21 protein-coding genes are annotated in these 26,352 nt (G+C 48.0%); 16 read left to right on the forward strand and 5 right to left on the reverse strand.

The window, feature by feature from the left end; genetic code table 11:
* Positions 1-17: 17 nt before the first annotated feature.
* On the reverse strand, positions 18-614 hold the full coding sequence (locus AC58QG_RS21170) for a hypothetical protein (protein ID WP_497364111.1): 597 nt from the start codon (positions 612-614) through the stop codon (positions 18-20).
* Between the two features lie 38 nt (positions 615-652).
* Between AC58QG_RS21170 and AC58QG_RS21175 the strand changes: the two genes are divergently transcribed.
* Both AC58QG_RS21175 and AC58QG_RS21180 read left to right on the forward strand, forming a co-directional pair.
* The gene (locus AC58QG_RS21175) at positions 653-3,007 is read left to right on the forward strand and encodes a sensor histidine kinase (RefSeq protein WP_497364112.1); all 2,355 of its coding nucleotides are present in this window, start codon (positions 653-655) and stop codon (positions 3,005-3,007) included.
* 36 nt (positions 3,008-3,043) lie between these two features.
* A complete protein-coding gene (locus AC58QG_RS21180) occupies positions 3,044-3,688 on the forward strand; it encodes a response regulator transcription factor (protein WP_497364113.1) in 645 nt (214 codons plus the stop codon).
* A 47-nt stretch (positions 3,689-3,735) separates the two neighbouring features.
* Here AC58QG_RS21180 and AC58QG_RS21185 read toward each other — a convergent pair whose 3' ends face one another.
* Together AC58QG_RS21185 and AC58QG_RS21190 are read right to left on the reverse strand one after the other, a co-directional pair.
* Positions 3,736-5,397: an MORN repeat-containing protein gene (locus AC58QG_RS21185; RefSeq protein WP_497364114.1), complete on the reverse strand. Its 1,662-nt coding sequence runs from the start codon at positions 5,395-5,397 to the stop codon at positions 3,736-3,738.
* A 28-nt stretch (positions 5,398-5,425) separates the two neighbouring features.
* Positions 5,426-5,812: a DUF4280 domain-containing protein gene (locus AC58QG_RS21190; protein ID WP_497364115.1), complete on the reverse strand. Its 387-nt coding sequence runs from the start codon at positions 5,810-5,812 to the stop codon at positions 5,426-5,428.
* A 269-nt stretch (positions 5,813-6,081) separates the two neighbouring features.
* Here AC58QG_RS21190 and AC58QG_RS21195 point away from each other — a divergent pair, with 269 nt between their 5' ends.
* From AC58QG_RS21195 to AC58QG_RS21240, 10 genes are all read left to right on the forward strand, one after another.
* Positions 6,082-9,327 (forward strand): stalk domain-containing protein, encoded by a 3,246-nt coding sequence (locus AC58QG_RS21195; RefSeq protein ID WP_497364116.1) that lies wholly within the window; start codon positions 6,082-6,084, stop codon positions 9,325-9,327.
* Between the two features lie 16 nt (positions 9,328-9,343).
* A complete protein-coding gene (locus tag AC58QG_RS21200) occupies positions 9,344-12,112 on the forward strand; it encodes an adenylate/guanylate cyclase domain-containing protein (RefSeq protein WP_497364117.1) in 2,769 nt (922 codons plus the stop codon).
* A gap of 15 nt (positions 12,113-12,127) precedes the next feature.
* A complete protein-coding gene (locus AC58QG_RS21205) occupies positions 12,128-12,631 on the forward strand; it encodes a GNAT family N-acetyltransferase (RefSeq protein WP_497364118.1) in 504 nt (167 codons plus the stop codon).
* A 30-nt stretch (positions 12,632-12,661) separates the two neighbouring features.
* Entirely contained in the window at positions 12,662-15,721 is a 3,060-nt protein-coding gene (locus AC58QG_RS21210) for an MFS transporter (protein WP_497364119.1), read from the forward strand.
* 11 nt (positions 15,722-15,732) lie between these two features.
* The gene (locus AC58QG_RS21215; protein WP_497364120.1) at positions 15,733-16,170 is read left to right on the forward strand and encodes an ATP-binding protein; all 438 of its coding nucleotides are present in this window, start codon (positions 15,733-15,735) and stop codon (positions 16,168-16,170) included.
* The gene (locus AC58QG_RS21220) at positions 16,167-16,502 is read left to right on the forward strand and encodes an STAS domain-containing protein (RefSeq protein ID WP_497364121.1); all 336 of its coding nucleotides are present in this window, start codon (positions 16,167-16,169) and stop codon (positions 16,500-16,502) included. Before AC58QG_RS21215 ends, AC58QG_RS21220 begins: the two co-directional genes overlap by 4 nt.
* Before the next feature lie 78 nt (positions 16,503-16,580).
* Complete coding sequence (locus AC58QG_RS21225) at positions 16,581-18,017, forward strand: PP2C family protein-serine/threonine phosphatase (RefSeq protein ID WP_497364122.1); 1,437 nt, start codon at positions 16,581-16,583, stop codon at positions 18,015-18,017.
* A 126-nt stretch (positions 18,018-18,143) separates the two neighbouring features.
* Positions 18,144-19,106, forward strand: coding sequence for an eCIS core domain-containing protein (locus AC58QG_RS21230; RefSeq protein ID WP_497364123.1), 963 nt, complete (start codon positions 18,144-18,146; stop codon positions 19,104-19,106).
* Between the two features lie 44 nt (positions 19,107-19,150).
* Positions 19,151-21,064, forward strand: coding sequence for a hypothetical protein (locus AC58QG_RS21235; RefSeq protein ID WP_497364124.1), 1,914 nt, complete (start codon positions 19,151-19,153; stop codon positions 21,062-21,064).
* Between the two features lie 14 nt (positions 21,065-21,078).
* On the forward strand, positions 21,079-21,600 hold the full coding sequence (locus tag AC58QG_RS21240) for a YbjN domain-containing protein (protein ID WP_497364125.1): 522 nt from the start codon (positions 21,079-21,081) through the stop codon (positions 21,598-21,600).
* Between the two features lie 72 nt (positions 21,601-21,672).
* Here AC58QG_RS21240 and AC58QG_RS21245 read toward each other — a convergent pair whose 3' ends face one another.
* A complete protein-coding gene (locus tag AC58QG_RS21245) occupies positions 21,673-22,404 on the reverse strand; it encodes a hypothetical protein (protein WP_497364126.1) in 732 nt (243 codons plus the stop codon).
* 130 nt (positions 22,405-22,534) lie between these two features.
* Here AC58QG_RS21245 and AC58QG_RS21250 point away from each other — a divergent pair, with 130 nt between their 5' ends.
* Positions 22,535-23,005, forward strand: a complete 471-nt coding sequence (locus AC58QG_RS21250; protein ID WP_497364127.1) for a GNAT family N-acetyltransferase — start codon at positions 22,535-22,537, stop codon at positions 23,003-23,005.
* 67 nt (positions 23,006-23,072) lie between these two features.
* Here the strand turns inward: AC58QG_RS21250 and AC58QG_RS21255 are convergent, their stop codons facing one another.
* The gene (locus AC58QG_RS21255; RefSeq protein ID WP_497364128.1) at positions 23,073-23,927 is read right to left on the reverse strand and encodes a pentapeptide repeat-containing protein; all 855 of its coding nucleotides are present in this window, start codon (positions 23,925-23,927) and stop codon (positions 23,073-23,075) included.
* Positions 23,928-24,056: 129 nt separating this feature from the next.
* Between AC58QG_RS21255 and AC58QG_RS21260 the strand changes: the two genes are divergently transcribed.
* The 3 genes from AC58QG_RS21260 to AC58QG_RS21270 all read left to right on the forward strand — a co-directional run bounded on the left by AC58QG_RS21260 (position 24,057) and on the right by AC58QG_RS21270 (position 26,276).
* Positions 24,057-24,482 (forward strand): GTP pyrophosphokinase, encoded by a 426-nt coding sequence (locus AC58QG_RS21260; RefSeq protein ID WP_497364129.1) that lies wholly within the window; start codon positions 24,057-24,059, stop codon positions 24,480-24,482.
* Positions 24,483-24,617: 135 nt separating this feature from the next.
* Positions 24,618-25,817, forward strand: a complete 1,200-nt coding sequence (locus AC58QG_RS21265; protein WP_497364130.1) for an ATP-binding protein — start codon at positions 24,618-24,620, stop codon at positions 25,815-25,817.
* Between the two features lie 60 nt (positions 25,818-25,877).
* Positions 25,878-26,276 carry a DUF1398 family protein gene (locus AC58QG_RS21270; RefSeq protein WP_497364131.1) on the forward strand — a complete coding sequence of 133 codons (399 nt, stop codon included), beginning with the start codon at positions 25,878-25,880 and terminating at the stop codon, positions 26,274-26,276.
* Positions 26,277-26,352: the final 76 nt, after the last annotated feature.

Here is a 26,352-nt window from a genome sequence, read left to right on the forward strand (position 1 = left end):
TACCCACCCCGTTTCATTTACCCAGAAATCAATTCATCATGATTATAAGTGAGTTGTGATGTTGGTGACGCAGCGTTTATCAATTTTTTAGTCCAGATGCAGTATCCCATGCCTACATACGATAATCCCCAGAAGAAGGCAAAATATTTGTTATCGGCAATGGGCAGGAACATCGAGAGAATCATGATCAGCATGAGTACGGGTACCCAACGAGGGAAAACTTTTGCCAAGAAAGTCAGGATCATGAACACCAAAGTACCTCCAAGGAAACCAATCATACCGAACATTCGTGATAAGTTAACCAGCAACCCTTCCGGTTGGACCGCATCTGCTCCACCGGTAGCAAATTGGGACCATAGCATCGCTGTTGTTAGGATATTGCCAATGATGATGGCGAGGATCGTGATAAAACCGGTGACCCCTGTTTCACGGGATTGTACCTGGTAAAAAACGATTGACCCAACAGACATTAAAATGCAAGCAATTAAGCCTGCCGTCAATTCTTGTGTGCTATCGGTTCCCCAAATTAGAGAGGCAGGGGTCATCCCCATTCTTGCAATTCCTGCTAAAATACAAATCATGCCTAGCCATTTGATTACTTTTTGCTCAGTCATTTTTACTCATCCTCCAATTGTTTAAGTGTGTTGCTCTTGTGTTTAGATTAATGGAAGGGAAATCACGGAGAATAGAGCAGCGTGTTCCTGGTTTTCGGGAATATTTGCGGGACGATTTGGGAATTGACGGTCCGAGTCGGGAAATTGCTCAATATCCATATTCAGCTTTCGATCCAGCAAGCTATAATACATACAGGCAAACATTCAGAAGAAAGAATGGCGGTGTGGGAAGAATGTTAAATCTGAGCAACGCAGGCAGTCCGGAAGCTGTTAACAAGCGGCAAGTGTTGTGGTTGATGCGGATTGCACAGCTTTTTGTACTCAGCTTCAGTCTACTGACAGCTGCGCTATATGTAAGCGCAATTCCACAGTACTACAAGGTACTTGTAGGGGAATGCATCATGCAAGGCTGCGGTAATCTCGTTCCTGCCATGCCTTTGCCGGCAAATGGGTTTAGCTTGGAGCAATTTGGACTGTTATTCGTACTCATTGATGTTTTGTTTACATTCGTTTTTTATATGACATCAGCGATCGTGCTTTGGAAAGGATTCCGGGAACCGATGGGGCTGGTGGCAGTCATCGCTATGGTGTCTTTCGGATCATCGTTTCCATCGTTGGTCATGGCGGCATCCGAAGGAACTGTTTTTACACATTATTGGTTCTTAGGAGTCTCCATGCTAAGCTGGGTTTCCTTATCCTTGTTTCTCTTGCTTTTTCCGAATGGCAAATTTGTGCCCAAATGGTCGCGTTACGTGTTTGTGCTCATTATGATCGTGGACGTGATGACGCTCGTCTATGAAGGGCAGATGTGGGAAAAGTTTCATATCCCGGCCATATTACAGTTTCTCTGGTATGGCTCATCCACGCTAATTTTGATCTATTCCCAAGTATATCGGTTTCGAAAGAGGGCTACTGCTGCCGAGCGGCAACAAACGAAATGGGTCGTTTATGGGGCTTCCATTAGCATTGTTGGATTCATTGGCATGAGTGCGTTGTTTGACCCTAGTCTTAATGATGGAACAGCGCTGACTTATGTGTATTTGAACGGCGTATTGAATGCCTCCCTTACGGCTATTCCCATTACATTAATGTTCGCCGTGCTGCGGCAAAGACTGTGGAACATTGATCCGTTGGTCAAACGAACCTTGGTTTATGGATCTTTGTCAGTTTGCATTGTACTCATTTATACAGTGACCGTTTTATATTTAAGCCGTGTATTTCAAACTCGGGATCATTATGTCGTTTCGTTACTGGCAACCGCGATTGTGGCGGTTGCTTTCGCTCCTCTGAAAGAATGGTTGCAGCGGCAAGTAAATCGGCTAATGAAAGGCCGCCACGACGATCCTTACGCGGTGCTGCTTGAGCTAGGCAATCAGTTGATTCAACCTCAGAATCCTGATGCCATGCTGCATGCTGTTGTAAGAACGGTGAAGGATGCGCTTCGGCTTCCATATACGGCAATCTATACCGGTATCGGCGGACAGACTACATTAGTGGCTTCGGCTGGCAGCCTGCTCTACGAGCAACATGTCCTGCCGATTATTCATCGCGGGATAGAACTGGGGACGTTGCACATTGCCAGCCGATCAGCAGGGGAAGTATTTACGGCGGAAGACAACAAATTTTTGGATGTTCTCCTCAGGCAAGCTGGGCCGATTGTGGAGAATTGGCATATGACGCAGGGGATGAAGCTACTGGCACAGGATCTGCAGGAGTCAAGGGAAAGGCTAGTGCTAGCGCGGGAAGAAGAGCGTCTCCACATTCGAAAAAATTTGCATGATGATTTGGCGCCGAAGCTGGCTGCCCTTGCACTGAATGCGGCGACTGCTCAGATTTATGTCGAGAAACAGCCTGAAGTAGCGATTGAAATGTTGGCGGACTTGCGCAAAGTTATCCGCTCAACGGTGGATGAAATTCGCACGCTGGTCCATGACCTGCGTCCTCCAACACTGGATGAGCTTGGGTTAATCGGGGCTATACAGGAACGGATTGCTCTCTTGTCCAAGCCTGCGGTGATGCTTGCAGGGGAGAAGGGCGCTGAAGTGCTGGACATTCAATTATATGCACCTGGGCCGCTGCCTTCGCTTCCAGCCGCTGTTGAAGTGGCGGTGTATCGAATTGTCACGGAAGCTTTAGTGAATGTCGTGAAACACACTAAAGCTACCTCCTGTACGGTAAGGCTGGAAGTATCCGAAACCAGTCAGCTTCAGGTGGAAATTAGAGATAATGGAGCACACTTTGATCCTTTATCAGTTAATCCAGTTGCTGGAGGAAAGAGCGGGATTGGGCTGGTTTCAATGCGGGAACGGGCAGCTGAATTGGGGGGGCACTGTAACATTGACCGGCCTGCGGGCGGAGGTGCCAGGGTTTTGGCGGTTATCCCCTTGTCCTAAACGTGCATAAATCCGTGTAGAGGAGAATCACAGACGATGAAGATAATGATTGCAGATGATCATCCAATATTTCGAAGCGGTGTCCGAAATTTGCTTCAAACCACGGAAGATTTAATAGTCGTGGGAGAAGCGGCATCTGGAGATGAGGTTCTGGGGCTTGTGGAACAATGTCAGCCTGATTTGATTCTAATGGACATACGAATGCCAGGGCTCAATGGGATTGAAGCGACTCGGTTAGTCAAAGAAAAATATCCGCACATTCATGTGTTAATTCTCACCATGTTCCGCGACGACCAATCAGTCTTTACGGCTATGCGCGTTGGAGCCAAAGGATATGTGCTCAAAGACGCTGACGAAATCGAGTTGCTTCAGTCTGTCCGTATGGTTGGCAATGGTGGAGCTGTGTTCAGCTCCGATATTGCGGCACGCATGATGCATTTTTTCTCCGAACCGAGAACACTCAACCCCTCGGAGCATCCGGCATTATCCGAACTGTCCAAACGTGAAATGGAGATTTTGGAGCAGATGGCTGAAGGTCATACCAATGTCCAGATCGGCGCACGTCTAAATATCAGCGCCAAAACCGTTGCCAATTACGTTTCGATGATTTTGAATAAGCTGCAGGTTGAGGACCGCAATGAAGCCAGCAGAATTCTGCAAGAATTTCGGGATGGTTCATAGAGTTGTAATAAAAAAGCCTCAGCCACGGAAATCATGGCCAGAGGCTTTTATTTCGTCGAGCTCACCTGTAACAGGTGAGCTTCTTTGGTTCTATTAAAATGGGTGAGCGTGAAGAGGAAATCACCTTTATAGTAGCTATTCTTATAAGCGCCAGCACCTGCGCCGACTTCCAGTTCCATAACGCTGTAGCCAGCATCGTTAGGCTCGTTCAGCTTCTTGAAGGTCTCGATGCCTGGCTGCAGCAGCGCCAAAGGCTTCGAGCCCCAGATGCTAAGCGACGTAACCACCGCTTCCTTCGGGTTAGTCTTCGACGGCTCTACCAGCAGCGATAGCTGGTAGGCCGGGTAGCTCAGCAGCAGCTTCACGCCGACAGGCGCTGCTGCTGGCGCGGCGGCCCCGGCAGCCCCGCCTGCGGCCGGCTCCTCACCGGAGGCGTCTGCGACCGCCGCCTCCTGGCCCGCGAGCATGACGCTGTCATCCTGCAGCGTCACTTCCGCCGGTTTGCCCAGCAAGTCTTCGACTTTCTTGCTGGACAAACCGATGAAGCCCTGCAGGCTGACTGCGCCGCCTGCCCAAAAGCTCCGCAGCAGCGGCGCGCCGTCTGCGTCAAACAACGTACCAAGGCCGTCATAGACGCCAGCCTTGAAATCGCCCTTGTAGACGAGTTTGCCTAACTCGTCATACGCTTCCCCGGCGCCGGTCAGGGTGCCGCTCTGGAACGCGCCTTTGAGGCGCGGTACGCCTTTTTCGTCAAAAGAGGTGCCCTCGCCGTTATACAAACCTACAAGAAATTGACCTTTGTATTTCATCATGCCGCTAGGGTAGAACTCCGTGCCATCTCCCGAATAGCTGCCATTTTTAAAGCCGCCTTCATACATGAGGATGCCCTTTGCATCATAAAGCTTGCCAGCGCCATTATACAGACTTGCCGAGAATTCACCTTCATATTGAGCGATGCCTCCAGGGGCGAACAGCTTCCCAGCGCCATTATACATGCCGCCATTGAAGGCTCCTTCATAGAGCAGGTCGCCGCTTGGCACAAACAATTTGCCAGCCCCGCCGAATTTACCATTTTGAAACTCACCGATATAAATCACTTTCTGTTTCTCATCATACAGCGTGCCAGCACCGTTATAGACATCGGCAGTGAAGGCACCTTTATACACCAGGTGTCCTTGCTCATCATAAAGTGCGCCGTTCCCAGTTTTTAGACCCTTTTCATAATCGCCTTCATACGCGAGAACACCGTTGTCATGGTAAAGCTTACCTTTACCAGAATAAAGACCATCTACCAGATCGCCGACATAGCGTGCTTCTTTTTTGTCTTTTTTGGGATCAGCCACAATTTTACCATTACCCGAAAAGCTGTTGAGCTTAGGTGTGTTTTCTTGAAGTACGGGTACACGATTGAGCCATTTATTTACGATTGCTGGCGGACGGATAAAGATGAAGAAAAGCAAAACAAGAATGAACAATAGGATGATGACAAGAAGCCTTTTGGAGATGTAGTAGGAGCCGATCAAAACGTAGTTTTTCAAAGAGGATTCGCGCGTTTGCAGCATGACTCGCATCATTTGTTGAAATTTAATAATGGCTAACTTAGGCAGCCTTCCAACAGTTAAGATGGCCTTCATAATATGTCCGATGAAAGGTGCTACGATAGGCCTTAGCACTTTCTCAATCGTTTTAATCGGCTCCAATGCTCTCACTCCTTATTTCAATTGTAAAAAGAAGAATTTATGGGACCTGAATCGTCATCTGACCAGGCTGTTGAACAGATATTACACCGCCCCAGTTACACATGCATTTGGAGCTGTTGTTTAGCGCAGGCATATTCGCGATAAGAACTGTCGGAGCTCCTGGTGCCCAAGGAGCTGCTGTGACCGGGATGCAGGGCATTGGTGTCAATACGCCAAAAGCTGCTGCTGTTGCAGCTGCTACCATCGGATTTGCCATTGAATTGCACATGCCAAACGGCAGTATATTCACCATGGGCTTATTATCCATAATATTGGCGATAGGCATCGAGGTCATGACCATATTCGCTGGAAGGACCATTAATGAGCTAGGTGCAGCACCAAATGTGCATTGCAGCATCGCACCGCCACATACTAGATTCCCCATTTTCTGAGCCCCTTCCTTGAAATTATTTCCCGTGCAATATTCGGCAAAATTTGCTCTTGTTATTCTTTTATACTACTAGAAAAGGTAATATGCGGCAATCTAATCCTCTCTTCGATTATTTTCGCTATTTTCTCCCAAAGAATGGATGCGAGAGTGGTAGAGATATTGTACTATTAAGAGAGAGAAGTACGTGAGCGGAGGGGTTTGTCCTGATTGGTTTAAATATGGTGAAAATAGGGCTAGTATGCATGCTTGCAACATCCTCAATCATGGCGGTAAGTGCACGGGTGGAAGCTGCAGGAGTTAAGGCTTTGACCATGCAGGAGGCTATTAAACAGGGGCTCCAGAAGAGCCCTCAGCTGCGCGATGCCAGAACGGATGTGCTGAAGAAAAGGATCGAGCTGGAGCAAGCGCAGCATACGGTTAACAATGAAGAAGCCAAAGCTGCAGGATTATTCGCAAAGCCCCATAATTTTAGTCAGGATATAAGCACCCGGTTGAAGGTGCCAGACGCTAGGTCGCAGTTGTTTATGGCTCAAGAAACATTGCGGCAGCAAGCGAATACGGCTCGATATGATATCGAGAAAAGCTATTTAACAGCCTACCAAGATGCTGTGGCGGAAGAGCGTTCTCGTAAGAAATACGAAGAAGCGAAAACAGCGGTAGATACGGTAAAGACGAAGCGAAAATATGGTCTTGCCGATGCTGCAGAACAGGATAAGGCGGACAAAGCGCTAGAGCGGGCAGCGTCCGACTACAAACAAGCGCAATTGACGGCGAAGTCAAGCCGTTTGGCACTAGGTAAGCTACTGCAGCTTGATATGGAAAATAAAGTGGAGCTTTCGTTTCAGCCAGATTACGCGGATTTGAATCAGAAAATGCTTCCTACCTATATAGCAATGGGGCAGAAGACAACATTAACCCTGTTAAGAGATACGGAGGCTCGCCGTTTGGCTGATGAAAAGCTGAACACGACCCGTAATTTATACAGCGGTAAATTTGGGCCGGCCCGCATGAGGGTGATGGATGGGTTATTCAAAGAGCAAGAGATCGATATGGAGCTGTTTCAAGCGAGCTACGATGAAACGCTAACTCGGGTGAAAGAGGATTGGCAGGGCTTTTTTATGCTGTTAGGAATCATTCCAATTCCAAAGTCATTGCTTCAAGGCGAATTTGATGGATTGCGCTATTTGGATGACCTGACGAATGCATTGCCGCTAGCAACAATGGAACAGAACAAGGCGCAGCTGCAGGAAGTAGAAAGCCGAAACGCGGTTATTGCGGATATAAGGCAATCCTTTTTGGAAGCCAAGGGTGCCGAAGAAGGCTATGCGCAAGCGTTGCGAGATAAGGATAATGCGGTAACAAATTTAGCAAAGGCAAACCAAAAGGTGAAGCTGAGCTTGATGAAAGCAGAGGAGCTTCAGACTTATAAAGATGCGATTGAGCAAGCGGATCAACAAATTGTGGCAGCTCAAATTGCTTATAAAATGGCGTTAGGTAAGCTCGATTTAGGAACAGGTGGGGCAGTGAATCGTACGCTCCGCGAAGGGGTTCTACCATATCGTGATCTAGATGATGGCTTGTCTCCAATGAAACCGGAGAAGCCTAAAGCGCCAGTAGGTACTTGGAAGCTGAAGCCAGCAGTTGGACAGCTGCTTAGCGATTTCAGTATTCATGTGAGCAAAAAGCTGGGCGCAACGGATTACGCTGTATTTACCAAAGACGGTAAACGCGTCGGGAAGCGGACGAAGATAAATAAGTCGGTGCGGAATTTAACGCTGAAATTTAGTCAAATTGATCAGCTTAAGGTCGTGCTTTATAAGAAGGAGCAAGTCATTCAAACGTTGCCTCTAGATGGAAAAGGAAGTACAGGACAATTGGTTGCTGCGAGCGCGGAGAATGGTTCGAGTACGGGGAACGATGGTGGCAACGGAACAGATGACAACTCCGAAAATGCCGGAGAAGGTGAAGGCACCAATGGGGAGGAAGGCTTGGGAACAGTCATTATCGGTTCCTACAAGGTGAAGCTAGAAGCGTTGACGCCTGCAGCTTTTAATGCGGCTGCGGCTACTATGGCTAGTTCGGGACAAGGGATGGTGTATCAATCGGATACACCGGGGGCCCCTTGGATTGGCATGGATGAAGCCTTAGATCCTGAAGCTTTAACGAACCCGTCCAGTTCAGCTGTTCTGTCTAAGGAAGCTGTAGACGCGATCAAGGTGACCGTAGAAATCAAGGAACCTGGCACGATAGCTTCCCTAGAAACACCGGCACAGCTGCAAGGCAAGATTGATACATTAAAGCAAGATATCGAGAAGCTGGAAGCTGCCAAAACAGCGGCTGTGGCGGCCATGAAGCTGAATGAGATCGCGGATCTTGCTGTACAGCTGGAAGACGCGAAGGCCCAGCTCGGTATGCTGGAGGCGCTGCTCAAAGGCGACACCAAAGCCGCGCTCTCGCAGATGGAGCTGGTGAACAACCCGGACGCGCTGATCGTAGCGCTGTCCGAGGAAGCATCGCCGGCGGAGCCGGGCGACGGGTCAACGGGCAATGGCGGCGATGGGAACACCGCCGCTGGAGAGCAGGCCAGCGAGGATCAGCTGGCCGATCAAGCTGAGCTCCAGCAGCTGAAGCTGGAGCAAGCCCTCGCCGCCGGCGAGCCGGAAGCCGCTGCAGCCTTGCTGCAGCAGCTTCTCGCGACGCAGGCGCAGCTCGCGGATGCGCAGACGGGCGCATCCGCAGGTCTGGCTTCGCTCGCAGCAGCGAAGCAGAAGCTGCAAGCTGCGCTGAGCGCAGCGCAGGCGCAGCAGGACACGGAGCGGGTCGCGACGCTGACCCGCTCGCTCGAGGCCGTCGACGCAGCGAAGCTGTCGACGCAGAAGGCCGCGCTGTTCGCGAAGCTGGACGCGGTACAGGCCTTGGTGGCGGAGCTGCCAGCCTATTCGGCCGTACAAGCGCAGCTTGAACAGCAGGTCGAGAAGCTGCTGGGCGAGCTGCAGCAGCAGGAGAAGACGAAGTACGCGCCAGAGGAGCTGCAGGAACTTGCCGAAGTCGCCGAAAGCTTGGCGAGCATAACGTCCATCCCTACTTCTTCTGATGAAAAAGCTGGTGAATCTAGCGGCAAAGTCCAAGGCCCTTCGCAATCTGTCACGATTCAACCTTTTTCGGCAGAAAACGTGCTTTCTTCCAATATTTCTATCAAATTCACGGCTCCGCCTGTTATAATAAATGGACAAGCCTATTTACCTATACGATCTGTTTCCGAATCGTTCGGAGCGGCGGTAGATTGGGACCCAGAGAGCTTTACAGTCACAGTGAGCACCGAATATACAACGATTACAAGCTCAATTAACCAAGTCACTGCTTATATCGATGGGCAACCGATCGTAATAGATGGACCATCCTTGTTACTAGATGGTAGGACCTATGTGCCATTAAGATTCATTTCCGAGTCTTTGGGCCTGGGTGTTGACTGGAACGCAGCGATGCAAATCATTCAGATTACAAATTAAGAGGAGATTACAAGCGATGAAGAAATCGATTGCGGCATTGCTGCTCGTCTTGCTGCTACTGGGTGCTGCAGGTACTTATCTGGGCACACACCAAGATAGCATCCAGCTGTGGCCATGGAAAAAAAGCATGCCTTTCGACGGATTATCGAAGGCCATCTCAGACTCGCAAAATAATTTATTCGTCATCGATAACGCCAAAAAAACGATTCACAAGCTGGATGCCCAAGGTATTCTCGAATTCTCCATTACTAGTGAAACTGGGAAAAATGGTGAAGTGTATCGGTTTAATGATATGGCGGTCGATGATCAGGGCTATTTGTATACGATTCGGACCTTGCTAGATCCATATGGGATTGCTGTTAAATCCGAACAAATTGTACGCTATAAACCAAATGGTGAATTTGATCGCAGCCTATTCACACAGGAATATGGCGACACACAGTCCACGAGATACCGGCTCGGCTCCTTGCGCAATGTGCAAGTGCACGAGGGAATGGTGTACTTTTTCAACGATGAAGTAAAGAATTTAACCTTATACGAAACACCCACGGGGAATGGTTCTACCACAGAGCCTAAGCTCGTTTATACGATTCCGCTTCCTGACAACAAATACGTGTCAGAAGCTGATGGATTTAAGCCAGGAGATATCTATTACTCCACGCGGAGTGGTGAAATTTATCGTGCTTTTAGCGATGGACACTCCGAGCTGGTCTATCCACTCCCTGGGCTAGATCGCACGCGACGGAATTTCCCAGAGAGCCTGCATTTGGATCATCAGGGACGGTTGATTTTCATTGATTTTAACTCGCGTATGATTACAAGGCTGGATCCGAAACAACCTTATGTATTAGAGGGGCTTATTAACGATGAGAAGGCCAAAGAGAGCGGTGTGGAGTTTGCCTTTGATACGACTGCGAGCAGTATTGGTCCCGATGGCAGTCTCATTATCGTAGAGTCCGCGCAAATTAATCGTCGACTTCCCGATGGTACGATCACACCTTCACTTATTGAAGCGGAATTTAGTCAGTCTGCTCAAAATCATGACATTCTGGTATGGTCGATCGCTGTGGCATTCATTTTGCTGGTGCTTTATGCCATCAAAATCGTGTTCGTTAACCTGTTTAAGAGACGTTTGCCGCTTATGGTGAAGCAGATTTTCATTCTAATTCCTGTCATTGCATTCTCGATGATTCTCCTCTCTACCGTCATTTACAACAGTTTCTCTAAGAAAATGGAAGAAGAGACGTTTAGTGAGTTGATCTTACTTGCGAAAAACGGTCAAAACCTGGTTGATGGCGACAAGTTGCAAAGCCTCACATCCCCTTTGGATTACGGCGGTACCATTTATCAATCCTTCCGCAAGAAGATTCAATCTGTCTTCGAGAATAATGCACGAGACGATAATCAAGGCTTTTATAAGGCTGTATATAAATATGAAGATGGCGTCATTTATCGCATTCTGGAAGATGATGATGGCATGCATATGTTTAATCCATTCCAGCAAACGCCAGAGAATCAACAGGTTGTTCTGGAAGGCAAGACGGCAACAGGCCAATGGGAGGACTTCTCTGGAGAATGGCGCTATGCCATCGCTCCGATTTTCAACTCATCGGGTAAAATTGTGGGTGTTTTTGAAACAAGTAAGAACTTGGATGGCTTGCTGAAGCATCGCCAGTCAGTCCTAAATTCGATTATTCGCAATATTGCTTTTATCTCGGTAGGCTTACTGCTCGTGCTTGTGATCATGACGTATGTGCTTCTCTCTTCTATTCGGAAGCTGCGCAACAGTGTAGGCGAAATTGCCAAAGGGAACTGGGATACCGTTGTGAAAATCAATACACGGGATGAAGTGTCGGACCTGGGCGACAGCGTCAACACGATGGCTGCACGGATTCGGGATTACATCACCAAGGTGGAGAATTTCAGTCAATCCTACTATCGATTCGTTCCGCAGCAGTTTCTGCGGTTCTTGAATAAAGAAAGCATTTTGGATGTCGAGCTGGGGGATCAAGTGGAACAGAACATGTCCATCCTGATTTTTAACATCCGAGGGTTTTATCAATTATCCAAAAGGCTGACGCCAGAAGAAAATTTTAATTTCGTCAATTCGTTCCTCAAACGATTCGGTCCGTATGTCCGCAAGCATGAAGGGCTTATGAATAAGTATCTGGGTGCAGGTTTTATGGCTTTATTCCCGAATCAGACGGATGAAGCGCTGCTCGCTTGTGTGGAGATGCGGAAGGAGCTAGATACATACAACTCGCATAGATTGAGTGTAGGTTATTCTCCGCTTGATTTTGGTATCGGTCTACATAAAGGTCCTCTCCGCCTTGGTATCATTGGGGAGGAACAACGCTTGGAAGGAAATGTTATTTCCGACGGTGTAAACCTAGCGACAATGCTGGAGAAGATGACTGAGCCGCTAGGATCATCCATTCTTATCACGGATTCCGTGGTAAAGTCCTTGGCAAAGCCTTCTGACTTCCTCTATCGCAATCTTGGTTTGATACAAGTGGATGGCGTCAAAGAGCCTCTTCACTTGTTCGATGTCTATCAAGGAGATGCAGAAACGATCCGCGCTTTGAAAGAGAAGACGAAAGCCTTGTTCGAGCAGGCTGTTACGTACTATCAGGTGGGACGATTCTATGATGCACGTGAAGCTTTCTTGATGGTCATCAAGCAAAACCGTCAAGATAAAGCAGCCCAGCTGTATTTCTATGTGTGCGATGAGTATTTCCAGCAAGGCACGACAGGTGAATGGAATGGTGCATTATCCGTTTCTTAAAGAGGTGATTGTAACATGCAGGTAAGTAATTGGACTGTACATGAATTAACGATGGAGAAAGATGCTGTACGGATAACAGATTTTTATCTATCACCACTCTCCTTCGATGATCAGCATCATACCCCAGGCGAGCTGGAGCATTTCCGTAATGCGCCGAAGCTTAGCTTATCTCAGCGTAATCACCGGCATTGGTTTATTGAGAATGATGTTGGTGATATTATCGCGGTGACGAGCTGCAAAGAGAATGAACATCAATCCGGTGGATTTCTGTGGGATTACTTAGCAGTCCACCGGGAATATCGCAGACATGGATTTGCAAAGGTGTTATTTCAAGCGTTAGAAACATTTGCCCGTACCGCACAGGGACGTTACATTTTAACCTACACCTGTGATTTACCTGAATATCTCCCGATTCAAAAGATGTTCAAAGCCAATGGCTTCGAATTAATTGGTACCTATCCGAATTATTATTATGATGGTGAGGCTAGATTAGCCTTTTATAAACCACTGTCCCCTTGACAGATAGACTAATAGATTGGACCTGATGAGATGCAAGGAACCTTAAAAGGGTGGATGGGGCTGCGCGCAGAAGACAGTCGTAAGCTTTGGATGATGCTGCCGATCTTTTACTTTAGTGGAATTGCGGAATCCTTGAATTATACGGCGTTCATGGCACTTTTTAATCAACGCTTCGGCGTGCAATTTTTGCCCTATATCTATATGGTTGAAGCCGCTATTATGCCGCTTGAAGGCTGGCTCCTAGCGAAGCTCGCGAACCGACTGCCGAAGGCCAAGATGATGAGCACACTATACGTCATACTGATGGGATTGCTCTTCCTAAACGGTGCCGTATTGCTTGGATTTAAGCTCGGCGGCATTGACTATCGCTACTACTATCCGATACTTTTTCTAACTTCGAATTTTGTTGTGAGACAGTTGACCTTGCTTTTGTGGAGCACAGCGTTTGATTTGTGTCCTACCCAACAGGCGAAGCGACTTATGCCCGTATTTATCGCGGCTACTACGACAGGCGGAATTACAGCAGGTTTGCTCGCGCATCAATTAGGCAAGCTGCTGGGCACGGAAGCTGTGTATGCGCTCGCGCCTGTGCTCATGGTGTTCGGGTTCGTCTTCTTCCGAAGAGCACTTATGCGATACTTAGTCCCTCTCACTCTGAAAGAAGACAAGAGGCTGAAGACGGCGCAGCCAGTCTCTCTCACTGAGGATGAGAAGCAGCAGTCCTCTGGCTATTACGCTAAGCAAATGCTGCGAAGTCCATTCCTGCTGTGTGCAGTTGCACTCATGACGCTCATGCCGGCCGTTTATTTTATGATGGAGTATCAATATTTTACGGCAGCGGAGTTTAAGTTCTCTAATGAAGGGGATTTGACCTCATTTTATGGCTTAATCACGGCAATTCAATTTACGTTCTGTCTATTATTACAAACGATATCAACGCGCTTAATGAACTGGTTAGGTGCTAGTAATATTTTATTAGGTATAACGGTCCTCTTCTTTGGCGGTTTTGGACTCACAGCATTATTCATGAATCAATCGCTTGGATTAGTGATGGTTTCCGGGTCATATGCGGTTTTTTATATTTTGCTGTATTACATTGCAGAGCCTTGTTATCAGCTTTTCTTCAAAATGATGCCGATCTCCAAACGGGATGGCTATCGTTATTTTGCGCAAGGGGTCGCTGCTTCTGGCGGTATTCTAATTGGTTCGTTTTTTTCTATGCTTCATTCGTTCGGTCTCCTTCGATTGTCGCCTCTAGCGTGGCTAGGTGTCGTGATTGCAGGGATTCTGGTCGTTGTAGCTTGGTTTGGTCGAAATCTGTATATTCGTGAATTGGTCAAAAGCGTACAATCCTTGCATGGGGATTTATCGGAAATTGCGAGCTCTTTTATCGGAGGTATACGCAGCTCCAAGGCTTTATCGGCGATCCTGGCCTATTTGAAGCACCCTAATGATTACGTGCGGGAGCTTGCCTTGGAAATTATCGGTAAAGCGAAAGATTCCGCGTTCTTGCCTCATTTGATCCAAATGATCGGGGAAGAGAGCTCGCGGATTCGAATTGCGGTATTACGCGCGATGAACCTGCAGGGTGCCACGATTCAGGATCTCGTGCAGGTCGCGTCCTTCCTGGAGGATGAGGATCCAGAGGTTCGTGCCGAGTGTGTGAAGTTGATTTCGAAGGCTTCTCATTTGAAGAGCCAGTCCCATTTCTTTATCCGTGTGAAGTTGTTGGATACGCATCCGAAGGTGGTGCATGAAGGCGTCAAAGCCCTGTACGCACTGGAAAGTGAAGAGAGCTACGCGGCCTGTGAGGAAGCGATTATCAAAATGCTGGATACCGGCGGAGAATGGGCTGTCTATGGCTGCCATACGGTAGCTGATCTGAAACTAGATACGTATACAGCTTGGGTCGTGTCATTACTTGATGAGGAGCGTCCCGCTGTGAAGGTGGCAGCAGCGCATTGTATCGGTAAGCTTCAGCACGTGGAAAGCATTCCTGTCATGCTGGGGATGGTGTCCATGGCGGATCAGGAGCTGCGCAAAGCTATTCTGCAATCCTTTGTGGATATGGGCGAGAAAGCATTGCCTACACTCCTGGAGTACAGTCACCATCCGAATCCATTCATCTGGAATGCCATTGTAACTACGCTCGCTGAACTGTTGGAGGAAGGTAGACTGCGCTCAATGCTCGTTGAGCTTTGTGTACAGCGGCTGCAAGCATCGACACAGGAGCGAGCGCTGCCTATTGCGCTCGAGAAGCTGGGCCTCATGGGACTTGCGGAACTCGCGAAGGAACGCTGTGGAGAGCTGCATGATGCACTAATTGATGGGGCATGGTCCGTCATGGCTAAGCTCGTCGATGAGCGGATCATTATGACACTGCGCGAAGCCATTCAAGACGCGAATGTTGAACTTCGTGAGAACGGTTTGGAGGTACTTGCGGAGGGACTCGGCGATCGGAAATTGGCCTATGCTTTATTAGACCAATTGAAACAGGAAGGCGTAGCAGTTGTCATGGAAGAATTACAGCCGCTTCAACTGCTTCAAGAAGCTACAACATGGGCAGACAGCTGGCTCAAGGATATTGCTATCTACGCACTAAGTGCATTGGAGCGTGCAGATATGAAGGAAGAACGCAAGTTTTTAACGATGCTGGATAAAGTGATCTTTTTGAAGCAAGTCAGTTTATTCGCGGATTTGTCCGTTGATGAGTTAGGTTTAATTGCGGGAATTGCAACCGAAGAAGTTCATGAGGATTTAACCTACTTATTGCGGCGGGGAGAACCCAATGCAGCGATGTATCTCCTTATTGAGGGGCATGTTGAATTAAGCAATGAGACGGGTGTTGGTGAGACATCGACGATTGGCGTTTTGGGACCTAAGCAAGCAGTTGGGGAAACGACGGCATTAGACGGCTCACCATCGTCCGTTACCGCACAGGCGATATTCGATGAGGTACGCGTCCTTACCTTGCAGGGAGAGAGTTTATCACGGTTAGTGAGACTGTACCCGGAGATTGGAATCGGGATGCTGCATGCTTCAAGTGCAAGAGTACGATTGCTGGAAAACATGCTGTTGAAAATGTCGTAGGAGTGATCGGATTGAGTATTGAGTCCATCGTATTGAGCAACGATTTACAAGAGCTAGAACGTCTAGCGGCCTTTATCCAAGGCATATCAGGGACTCTCGGCATGGATGAGAAGTCTCTGTTTCAAATCAATTTGGTCTGCGATGAGCTCGTTACAAACATTATTCTATACGGCTACCCATCTGCTCCAAATGGGATGCATACGATTCGCCTTGATGTTGGGCAAACCCCGGACGGTTGGGAGCTTTGTCTGACCGATCGTGGGATTCCTTTTAATCCACTGTTAAAATCCAGCCCCCGCACCGACTTATCTATTGAGGAGCGAGGTATCGGCGGGTTGGGTATTCATTTTGTCAGGCAAGTCATGGACGAACTGCACTATGAGCGCTTGAATGAGGAGAATGTGTTTCTAATGAAGAAAAATCGCATCCAAGAGGAGGGTGTTTCATGAACATTACCGAGCAGAAGCAAGATGACATTGTACTGGTAAGCTTACAGGGGAGATTGGATGGCAATACATCCGCAAGCTTGGAATCAGCTTTTGCTAAGCTGGTTGAGCAAGGCAATGGCAAGTTCGTGTTTAATCTACAAGGGCTGGATTATGTCAGCAGCGCAGGACTAAGAAGCTTGCTATCCGCTGCCAAAATGGTCAAAGTGATTCAAGGTAAGCTTGCGCTAGCTCGGATGAACGAGCATGTGAAGGAAGTTTTTGATATGTCGGGCTTTAGCAGCATTTTCAAGCTGTATGAGACCGAAGACGAAGCAATTAATGCCATTAAATAATTAGTTTTGAGAACAACTTTAAATGGATTAGGGATAGTTAAGCTGGCTAATTGATTGGATAAAAAGGAGCTGAGCTGGATGGATCTTGTCGTAGGCGTGCTTGTAATTTTGTGTCTTGTGGCTGTCATCCAGTGGCAGCTAGGGAATCGAAAACGGCAAGCAGCGGAGTTGGAGCTTAGGCGGACGATGCAGCTTTTTGATGTGAGCTTGGAAGTGAACTCAACCATTCGCAAACAGGACCTGCTTGTCAAAATCATGGAAACTTCATCTCGGATCATGAATGCGGAGGCATCCTCTGTTATTTTGGTCGACGAGGAGAAGGGTGAACTGTTTTTTGACCTTGCGCTCGGAGCAAAAGGTGATGAGGTGCGTGAAATCCGCCTCAAGATCGGCGAAGGCATTGCAGGCTGGGTCGCACAGACAGGGAAGTCGGTTAAGATTGACGATGCGGCACGGGATGAACGCTGGTCATCGAAGGTCGCCAAGCGCGTCGATTATCCAACGCGTAACATGCTCTGTGTTCCTCTAGTCAGTAAGGGGAAAATCATTGGCGTGCTGCAGGTTTTGAACAAACGAGGCGATGCACCGTTCACGGATCGAGACTTGCAGTTACTGGAATCGATCGCTTCGCCAACGGCGGCTTCGCTAGAAAATGCGATGCTGTACGATGCCTTGGAGAAATCGATACATGCTTTGAAAGTAACGACGGCGGCAAAGGAACGCATGGAAAGTGAACTGCGGATCGCCACCGACATTCAGATGGGATTTCTTCCTCGCAAGAGTTTAAGTTTGCAAAGTCGTGGTGCGGATGCTGAGCTTGGAACAGATGGCAAAGATATGTTTCTTAATGCCCAAGCGGAGGCGCAGGCGATTATTCGACCAGCGCGCGAAGTAGGCGGCGATTTCTATGATTATTTTCGAATTGACGAGAATCGCTTATTCTTTGTGCTTGGCGATGTCTCAGACAAAGGGATTCCCGCTGCTTTGTTCATGGCGGTGACGATGACGCTGCTCAAAGGTAAAATGTCAGCTGAGTTGACACCAGGTGGCCTGCTAACGGCCGTCAATCAAGAGCTCTATAAGGATGACTCCACGATGTTTGCGACGATTTTCTGCGGGGTATTGAACGTTGCGACAGGTCAACTTCTATATAGTGACGGCGGTCATTGTCCGCCTTATATCGTGAGGGCAGGCGGTGAAGTGGAGCTTTTAAAAGGGAAAAAAGGACTCCCGCTTGGCGTCATGGACGACATGCTGTATATGGATAATGAGGTCACTTTAGATCTAGGAGATCGCATCATCGTGTATACAGATGGCATTACGGAAGCAGAAGACCGACTTCAACACCAATATGGCTTTGCCCGGCTCCAAGATGTGTTGGTGAAGGAGCAAGCGAGTAAGCCGGAGCAATTGCTTGGTCAGATGGTGGTGGATGTAGATCTCTTCGCAGATGGAGCCGTCCAATCGGATGATATTGCCGTGCTCATTATTGATCGCAATCCAATCAAATTGTAAACTCCGCTGTAAAGCGTTGTGATATAGTTAATAGACAGACTTCTTGCACTGAGGGACGGACATGTAGAAGTGCAAATCAGGGTTGAATCAATGCTTCCATTAAAAGCTCGCTAGGAGGGTTATGCCATGCAAAAATCCCATATTAACCGGCAACCAGATTCTTCTTTGCATACGAATCAGAAAAGCAATAAACCAAATTCTCCCGTATCCTCCGATCTGATGAACATTCAACGAGCTATCGGCAATCGCGCTGTTGGCAATATGTTGAACATTCAGACCAAAATGACCGTTGGTCCAGCTGGTGATGCGTATGAGCAAGAAGCTGATCAAATGGGGAAACAAGCGGCTGAACATATTGCTGCGTCAGAGAGTAGTGGAGCCTCTAAGCCAGATGTTCAACGCTCAGAAGGCGGGGAGTCGGAAGAGGAAGAGCTGCAAATGAAGCCATCCTCGGAGTCGATCCAGCGCTCAGAAGGCGGCGAAGCGGAGGAAGAGGAGCTGCAGATGAAGCCATCCTCGGAGTCGATCCAGCGCTCAGAAGGCGGGGAAACAGAGGAAGAAGAGCTGCAAATGAAGCCATCCTCGGAGTCGATCCAGCGCTCAGAAGGCGGCGAAGCGGAGGAAGAAGAGCTGCAGATGAAGCCAACCTCGGAGTCGATCCAGCGCTCAGAAGGCGGGGAAGCGGAGGAAGAGGAGCTGCAGATGAAGCCAACCTTGGAGTCGATCCAACGCTCAGAAGGCGGGGAAGCAGAGGAAGAAGAGCTGCAGATGAAGGCATCGTCCGAAGGCGGATTTGAAGCGGATGCAGGGATTGAGTCGCAGATTAAAGCGAAACAAGGCAGCGGCAGCAAAATGGACGCAAGTATTCAAGCGAAGATGGAATCGGCGTTCAAAACCGATTTCAGCAACGTAAATATACATAATGATTCAGAGTCATCCAAGATTAATCGATCCATAGGTGCAGAGGCTTTTGCTACGGGAAATGACGTGTTCTTTAGGGAAGGCCGATACAACCCAGATACACGCGAGGGGCAAGAATTGCTTGGTCATGAATTAACCCATGTTGTTCAACAACGAGGCGGCAAGTAAAGCGAACAAGTATGAATTTAAGACCATGAAGGAGCTAGGTAGAGATGCCCCAAGGAAAACAAGGCCAGACCAAACCAGCGAGCCCCTCGCATCAGCGCACTCAGCAATTGCAAGCGGGTCCGATAAGTACCAGTGCCTCACAAGTGTTACCTATGGGGACTAACATCTTTATGCAGATGCAGCGTACAGTTGGTAATCGCGCAACACAAGCTTACGCGAATCAGCTCATTCAGCGGAATCCAACGCAAACACAAACGCCAGTTCCCACCGTGGCACCGCCAGTCGCTTTCCACCGCCGCAGGTCAGGGACTGGCGCACCGCCAAGACCTACTACACCTGCGCCCACGACAATAGTAGCACCGCAGGCAACGAATACGACACAGACACCAGCCCCAACAACGACGACAACATCGCAGACAGCGACAACTAGTCAAACACCAGCCCCAACAACCCTGACAGCACCGCAAACAGCGACTGTGCAAACACCAGCGCCAACGGTGATTACGCCAACGGTACCATCCGCTTCTACCATGCATCCTACAGGAGACAATACCAAGGATAATGCAGACATGACATCTGGGGTGGGTGGAACGTTCTCCGACAGCTTCGGTAAACGTGCCGATGATTTGAAAGAGTCGTACGATAAAACGAAAGATGCTGGAACGGCGCAACAGTCAGCTACCATGGGGGCTGTAGCTTCTACCGCAGATCTTGTGAGCGGGCCTTTCCAGATCATGAGTGCGATCAGAGAAACACTCAATGTTTCTGGTGATGCGAACCGAACTGGTCATAACAAACGCTGGCAGTATGCAGGCACAGGATCAGCCATGATTGAGTCAGGCGGTAAAATGGTCAGCGGCTCGGCTGGTCTCGTAGACAAAGCAGCCAAATCAACGGGGCATAAAAATGGCGTAGGCGGTTCTTCTTCTGTCAGTGATTATACCGGCACAGTGGCGGAAGCGATCTCCGCAGTCAAGAATACGATTATGGCAGTTAAAGGCATTTACGATATGTACAGTAAGCACTCCGAAAATGGTGGGCTCGATAAAGGTGAAAAAGCAAGAGGGACTATCGAGATCGTTAGTAATGCTATCCAAGCTGCGCAATCGGGTATCAAAGTGGCGAAGGGCATCATGGAGATCATGGAGACGAGTACGGCTAGTTTGACAGCTGTTATACCGGGCGTCAGTATTGCCGTAAGCGGTGTGAAAATTGCCATCAAAACCGTTGATGTGATCAAAGCGGGCTTAAATCGCAGCGCCATGACGACGATGAAACGTGATTTCAAAGGCAAAGCTGAGCACGCCGATATTCTCAAGGAAAAACGTTGGTACACGCGAAATGCTGGTGTAGACAAAGCGAAGCTAGCTACGAAAAAGCAGCAACTGCAAGCGGATATTGCATCCGGAGATCCAGTCAAAGTGGCAGCAGCCAATCAACAACTGGATGAAATCGCTCAATATGAATTAGCGAAAGAAATGAAGAAGATTAACGTGAAGCGAACAGACCGTGGAGCTATTCAAATCGGGCTTGAGCTTACCAAAATTGCGGCAGATATTGCTACGCTAACAGGGGTAGGAGCACAGGTGGGGACACCACTGAAAATCGTTGCTTCTGGTATCGGTGCTGCTATGCCAATTGCTAGATCCTTGAAGCAGGCTGGACGTGACCGCGCATCGAAAGCAGGCGCTTGGGGTATTACTAAAGCGATCTTCAATGCAGATAAATCGACTGATAAAAAGCTTGAAAAACGTGCTAACGACACGGATCTTATCTTTGATATGTTTATGAAACTACCTGTATACAATGAAACTGACGCAGGCGTAGTCACACGTTACAAACAAGTAGAGAGCTTTGTAGAAGCAGCTGGTATCAGCATTCAAGCTTTGTATAAGTTCGAGAGTGATCCTGCTAAGCTGAAAGGCGCCATTGTTGAAGCGATGGGCAAGAGAGAATAGGAGATTGAACAGATATGTTGACAGAGCTTGCACATGCGCGTCACTTGGCGCAATTAGGGCAATTGAAAGAGATTTTGGATGAAGCAGAGCTTGCCACGAATTTATTAGAGAAATCCGAAGCGATTCCGCTTCATGTGCTTATGGCAGGATTTCAAGAGGATAGTCAAGGGAGGGATCGTTTCCTTCATTTTAGCTTTTTACCCTTAAATGATGAGGAAATAGTCGCTATTCAACTGCTGCAAATCTACAGTACACTGCCGTTTCATCTTCAGGCAGGTGCTCGTGAAGAGGTAGCCGCGCTCTTACTAGAAATTAATACCCGTTTGCCAATAGGTCACTTTGGCGTGAATGAGGAAGGCGAGATCCACTATCGTTATGTGTATAGCTTATCCGCTTCGCGTACGTTCGAAAGTGATGAAGTATTAGAGATTCTTACTCTGTTCGTCTATATGTGTGATATGTTTGCAGAGCACATTGAGCAAGTTGCCAGTGGTGAAGCGAAAGCAGAGCAGGTCATTCAAGTCTTAAGATCATAAGTTGCGAAAAGACCTCCAAACCCACTCTCTGTGGTGTTGGAGGTTTTTCTCATTTCCTCGGAAATATTCGACTTATTTCACCTTGTTTTGCAGCAGTTCAATGAACTGCTTACCGATATCTCCCATTTGCCCGCCTGCAGGGCGATTGCCTCCACCGAAGCCTCCACCATTTTGGCCTCCGCCATTCGCATTACCGCCGCCGGAGCCACCATTTGGTTTTTGGCCGCCGGCTGGCTGACCACTAGCTGTCCCATCCGTGGCATTAGCTGTAGGCGCAGCAGAAGCATCAGGCGTCTGCGCTTTGCCTGCATCGCCTGAACCGCCATTGCGATTGCCGCCAGGGCGTTGGCCATTTTGACCGGCATTGCCTTGACCATTTGGCCCGCCGTTGCCGCCGTTACCGCGATTGCTCATGCGTGTTTCTGCATCTGTAAGGAAGGTCTTCTGCGCATCTGTCAGTGAAGCCATCAGCTTGGTTTTATTGTCATCACTAAGCTCTTTCTTCGTGATGATATCCTGAGCGACCGGCAGCATGGCTTGCGCTTGCTCTTTCGTGATGGTCAACCCATCCGCCTTATCCAGCATCATCAGCATTTGAAAAGTACTGAAGAGTTGACGCTGTGCTGGGTCCATCGCAGGACGGTTTTGTTGGTTGTTCTGTTGGCCATTCCCAGCTGCCTTCTCCGTTTGTTGCCCAGGCTGGGAAGTTCCTGCAGCTGCAGTTTGTGTGTCAGATTGATTCCCGCATCCGGCTAGAAGAATGGGGACCAAGATGCATATGCCTGCTAGTTTGCTCATATTCATACGTGTATGTATCACTCCTATTTTTGTTTTCCACGTTGTCATTGTACGATGTTATTATGAAAGAATAGCGAATAAAAGCTGAAAGCCAGCTTAAAATTAGTAGATTAAAATGCCATGAGGGAGGCGCCAAATGGAGTTTAGAACGATTGATGTGGAGAAGGATCGAGAAACGATCATTGCCTTTCGGAAAGATTCTTACGTAGTGAGCTTCGGGAGTGAAGAAGGCTTCGGAGATGAGGATGACTATGTGAGAAGGATTGCCGATCGCGTTAGGCGCTTTCCAGATGGACTTGTGCTGATTGAAGATGAAGGACAACCCGTTGGTCAATTAGAGCTTCAAATAGTTCTTCACGAGGGCAGTTATATCGGCTATGCCAACTTGTTTTACCTAATTCCATCCTACAGAGGTAAAGGATACGGTCGACAGTTAGTAGCGTATGCGGAAGGTTTTTTTGAGAAATATGCCGTGAAATCATATCATCTACGAGTGGCGCCAACGAATTTACCTGCGCTGCGCCTGTACGAGAAATGTGGCTTTCGCCTCTTAGAAAAAGAAGAGGATCAACCCAACGCCGTCTGGCGAATGGTCAAGGATCTCTAGTAGGTCTCGCGCAGCGGAGCCGATTAAGAATAAAGCCGTTAAGCGCAACCTATATGCGCATAGCGGCTTATTTGCTATCTGACGTTGCGTTGGAAGCCCAGTGTTCCGGGCGAGTTAAGTACGCAGGCAGCTTCGTGTGCTTATCGCCTTTGGCGGCATTCACTTGAAACTGAGTAAGAAACAAACTGTCACTTAAATCCGCGCCACGGAGGTCAGCGTCTCTGAAATCAGCGCCGATGAGATCCGCTTTTCGCAGATCGGTGCCTCGCAGATCAGCTGCAATTAAATAGGCACCTCGCAGGTTGCTTGCCCGAAGATCTGCACCATTCAAATTAGCCCCAATCAGATCGGCGCCTCTCCCATATGATTTACGGCGCCCTTTGGTGACCGGGAGCTCTTTGAGGGCTTTTTCGCGCACACTTTCACTTGTTTGAAGAAGCAAAACATTCACGGCGGCTCGATGTGCGGCAACGTCCAGCTTGGCGAGGCTATCCGGATCAAGGTTCGTGAGGCGTTCGGTTTCGACAAGCAATGTGTTCAGCTCTTTATGAAGCTCTTCAACCTCTTGCCATTGTAAAGCCTCCGTCAAATACCAGAGAAGCTCATGGAGCTGGCGCATCAAAGGAAATATTTCAAACATTTGCTTCGCGGTGTCAGGAGCTATTCGCCAATCCTTCCCGCCAAAGGTGCTCTGCGAAACTTTCTGGCCCGCCCCAAAGCAGTCATACACCGTACAACCCCGAAAGCCGATCTGCCGGAGCTGGGTATGTACACCACAACGAAAGTCGGCTTGCAGGTTCGTACAGGGATGTCCGGCATCCTTATTGTTGGCGAAATCCGTTGAAGCTGCGTAAGGCAGGGCAACACAACATAGGCCAAAGCAGTTCTCGCAATCTCCTTGCATATGGAGTTTCTCTATCATCAATGACGATCTCCTTGTAATATGATCATTTTTTACATTATACAACGCAGAAGCCATATGCAAAAACCAAGAGTTATGCTATAACTGGTGAAAAAGCTATTTCACGAACAATGTGAGAGGGAGACATCCATGAGCACATTAACGAAAGCAATTTTAATAGCAGCCAAGGCACATGATGGTCAGGTAGACAAAGGGGGCAGCCCTTACATTCTACACCCTATTCGTCTAGCCAGCAGAGCAAAAACTACCGAACAATCCATTGTTGCCGTCTTACATGATGTTGTGGAGGATTCGAGCTTTACCCTATTTGATTTGAAAAAAGAAGGCTTTAGTCTACCTATCCTGGAAGCGCTAGATTGCCTTACGAGAAGGCCTGATGAGTCGTATGAAGGATTTATTAAGAGAATCAAAGTTAATCCATTAGCCTCATTCGTGAAGCTCCTGGACTTAGAAGATAATTGTGATCTCAGTCGAATTGAACATCCTACCCGTCAAGACTATGAAAGAATCGATAAGTACAAAAAAGCGATAGCCGAATTGAAATATGGAAGCTGACACCTTGGGGGTGTCAGTTTTTTTGTCGAAAAAGACTTGCAGAGTGAGGACATCAATCGACATACGAAATGAGCTTTTTGCAATATGATAAGTGTATGCGTACAAGCTGACTATATGAAGAAAGGGTTGATCGCCATGAACAACATAAAAATATCCTCAAAAGGTATCGAAAAAGCGCTTCGTAAGTTTGATTATTTGCAAGCTATTGCCGAATACATTTGGAACGGTTTCGACGCTGAGGCTACGGCGGTAGACATAACCCTTCATAAAAACATACTAGACGGCGTGGATCAAATCATGATTGCAGATAATGGCTATGGCATTAAGCTGAAGGATTTAGAAGGAAAGTTTACGCCTTTCTATGAATCCGAGAAGAGTGTGGATCCTGATAAACGGGGAAGAACGACTTCGGCAATGCACGGGAAAAATGGGATTGGTCGCTTAACGTTTCACCGTTTTGCTTCCGAGGCTGTTTGGCAAACCACCTATGAGGACGGGCTTCTGCTCAAAAATACGTATAACATTCACATTCATGCCAAACGGTTGGATGCCTATCATGTGACGAAGCCTGATGTAACAGATAAGGACAGAGGGACGACCGTCACGTTTAACAATATAATCAACGAGTTCGTTGTTGAGGATTTCCTGGCATTTTTGAGCAGAGAATTTGGGTGGTTCTTGGAACTACACGCGGACAAACCCTACACGATTCGTATTGATGGTGAACCGTTAGACTACGCAAGCTTGATCGCGGAAAAGGAAACCTTTACTTCCGTGCATCCGATGTCGCAGACGAAATTTCGCATCACGTATATACGTTGGGAAGATCGTATGAATCATGAATATTCGAAGCTGTATTTTATCGACTCGAAACAGAAAGAGCAGCATAAACAGCCGACGACGTTTAACAATAAAGGTGATTCCTTTTACCATAGTGTCTATATTCAGAGTAAGCTATTTGATCAGTTTGATTTTAGCTGTGAAGATCTGAGTGGACAGCAGTCGTTTACTTTCGGTGCAAGTCGAAAAAGCGATGCTTTTCAATTTCTATTGGATGAGCTAGGCACGTTTATTAGTGAGAAAAGGCAGCCCTATCTGCGGAAATTATCCGATGCTGTCATCAAGGAATTTGCTGAAGCTAAGGCGTTTCCAGCGTTCACGGGCGATCCTGAGGCGGCGAACCGCCGGGATGAGCTAGAAGCTGCGATTCGTGAGTTGTGCCATGCGGAGCCCAAGGTATTTGCTAGATTGAATCCCGAACAGAAGAAAGTGCTTGCGCACCTGATCCATTTGGTTGGGTCAGAGGAGAGGCAACGGTTGATGGCGGCACTATAATTGGGTACTATAAGGACTAGTTATACTTGGGTATACTAGCGATTGAAAGGGGCCCAGATCATGAACGTTGAAGAAGTGAAGCGAATTAGTGAAGTGTCTAAAAATGAACGGTGGCCTTACCCGCGCACGTTTCAAGCGTTATTGGATGCAGGCGTGACTTCCTATCGAACTGAAGTTGCAGATAATTTTACGGTGTATATGGGAAATGAGGATCGATACGAGGATATGAATTCCTCGATGTCCGAGACGTCCAAGATTGCAGATCATTTTAATGGCGATGAGGTGTTAAGAGGCCTCCAGCACCATCAGAAGCATCTTACGCCTTATTCGGATTTCTTGAAGGATATGTCGAAAGCCGGGGTTCACTATTATATGGTTGATATGGTTGAACGTAAGATAACATATACTAGCGGCAGACCGGAAGAAGCCTATACAGAGGCTATTCCTGTATTTAAATAAGATTGTGCAGCTAAGCTGTGTCCCCATAAGGGCGCGGCTTTTTTCTATGGTTGTATGAAATTAAGTGTAGGTTATA

Source organism: Paenibacillus sp. J22P169 (assembly GCF_059691995.1).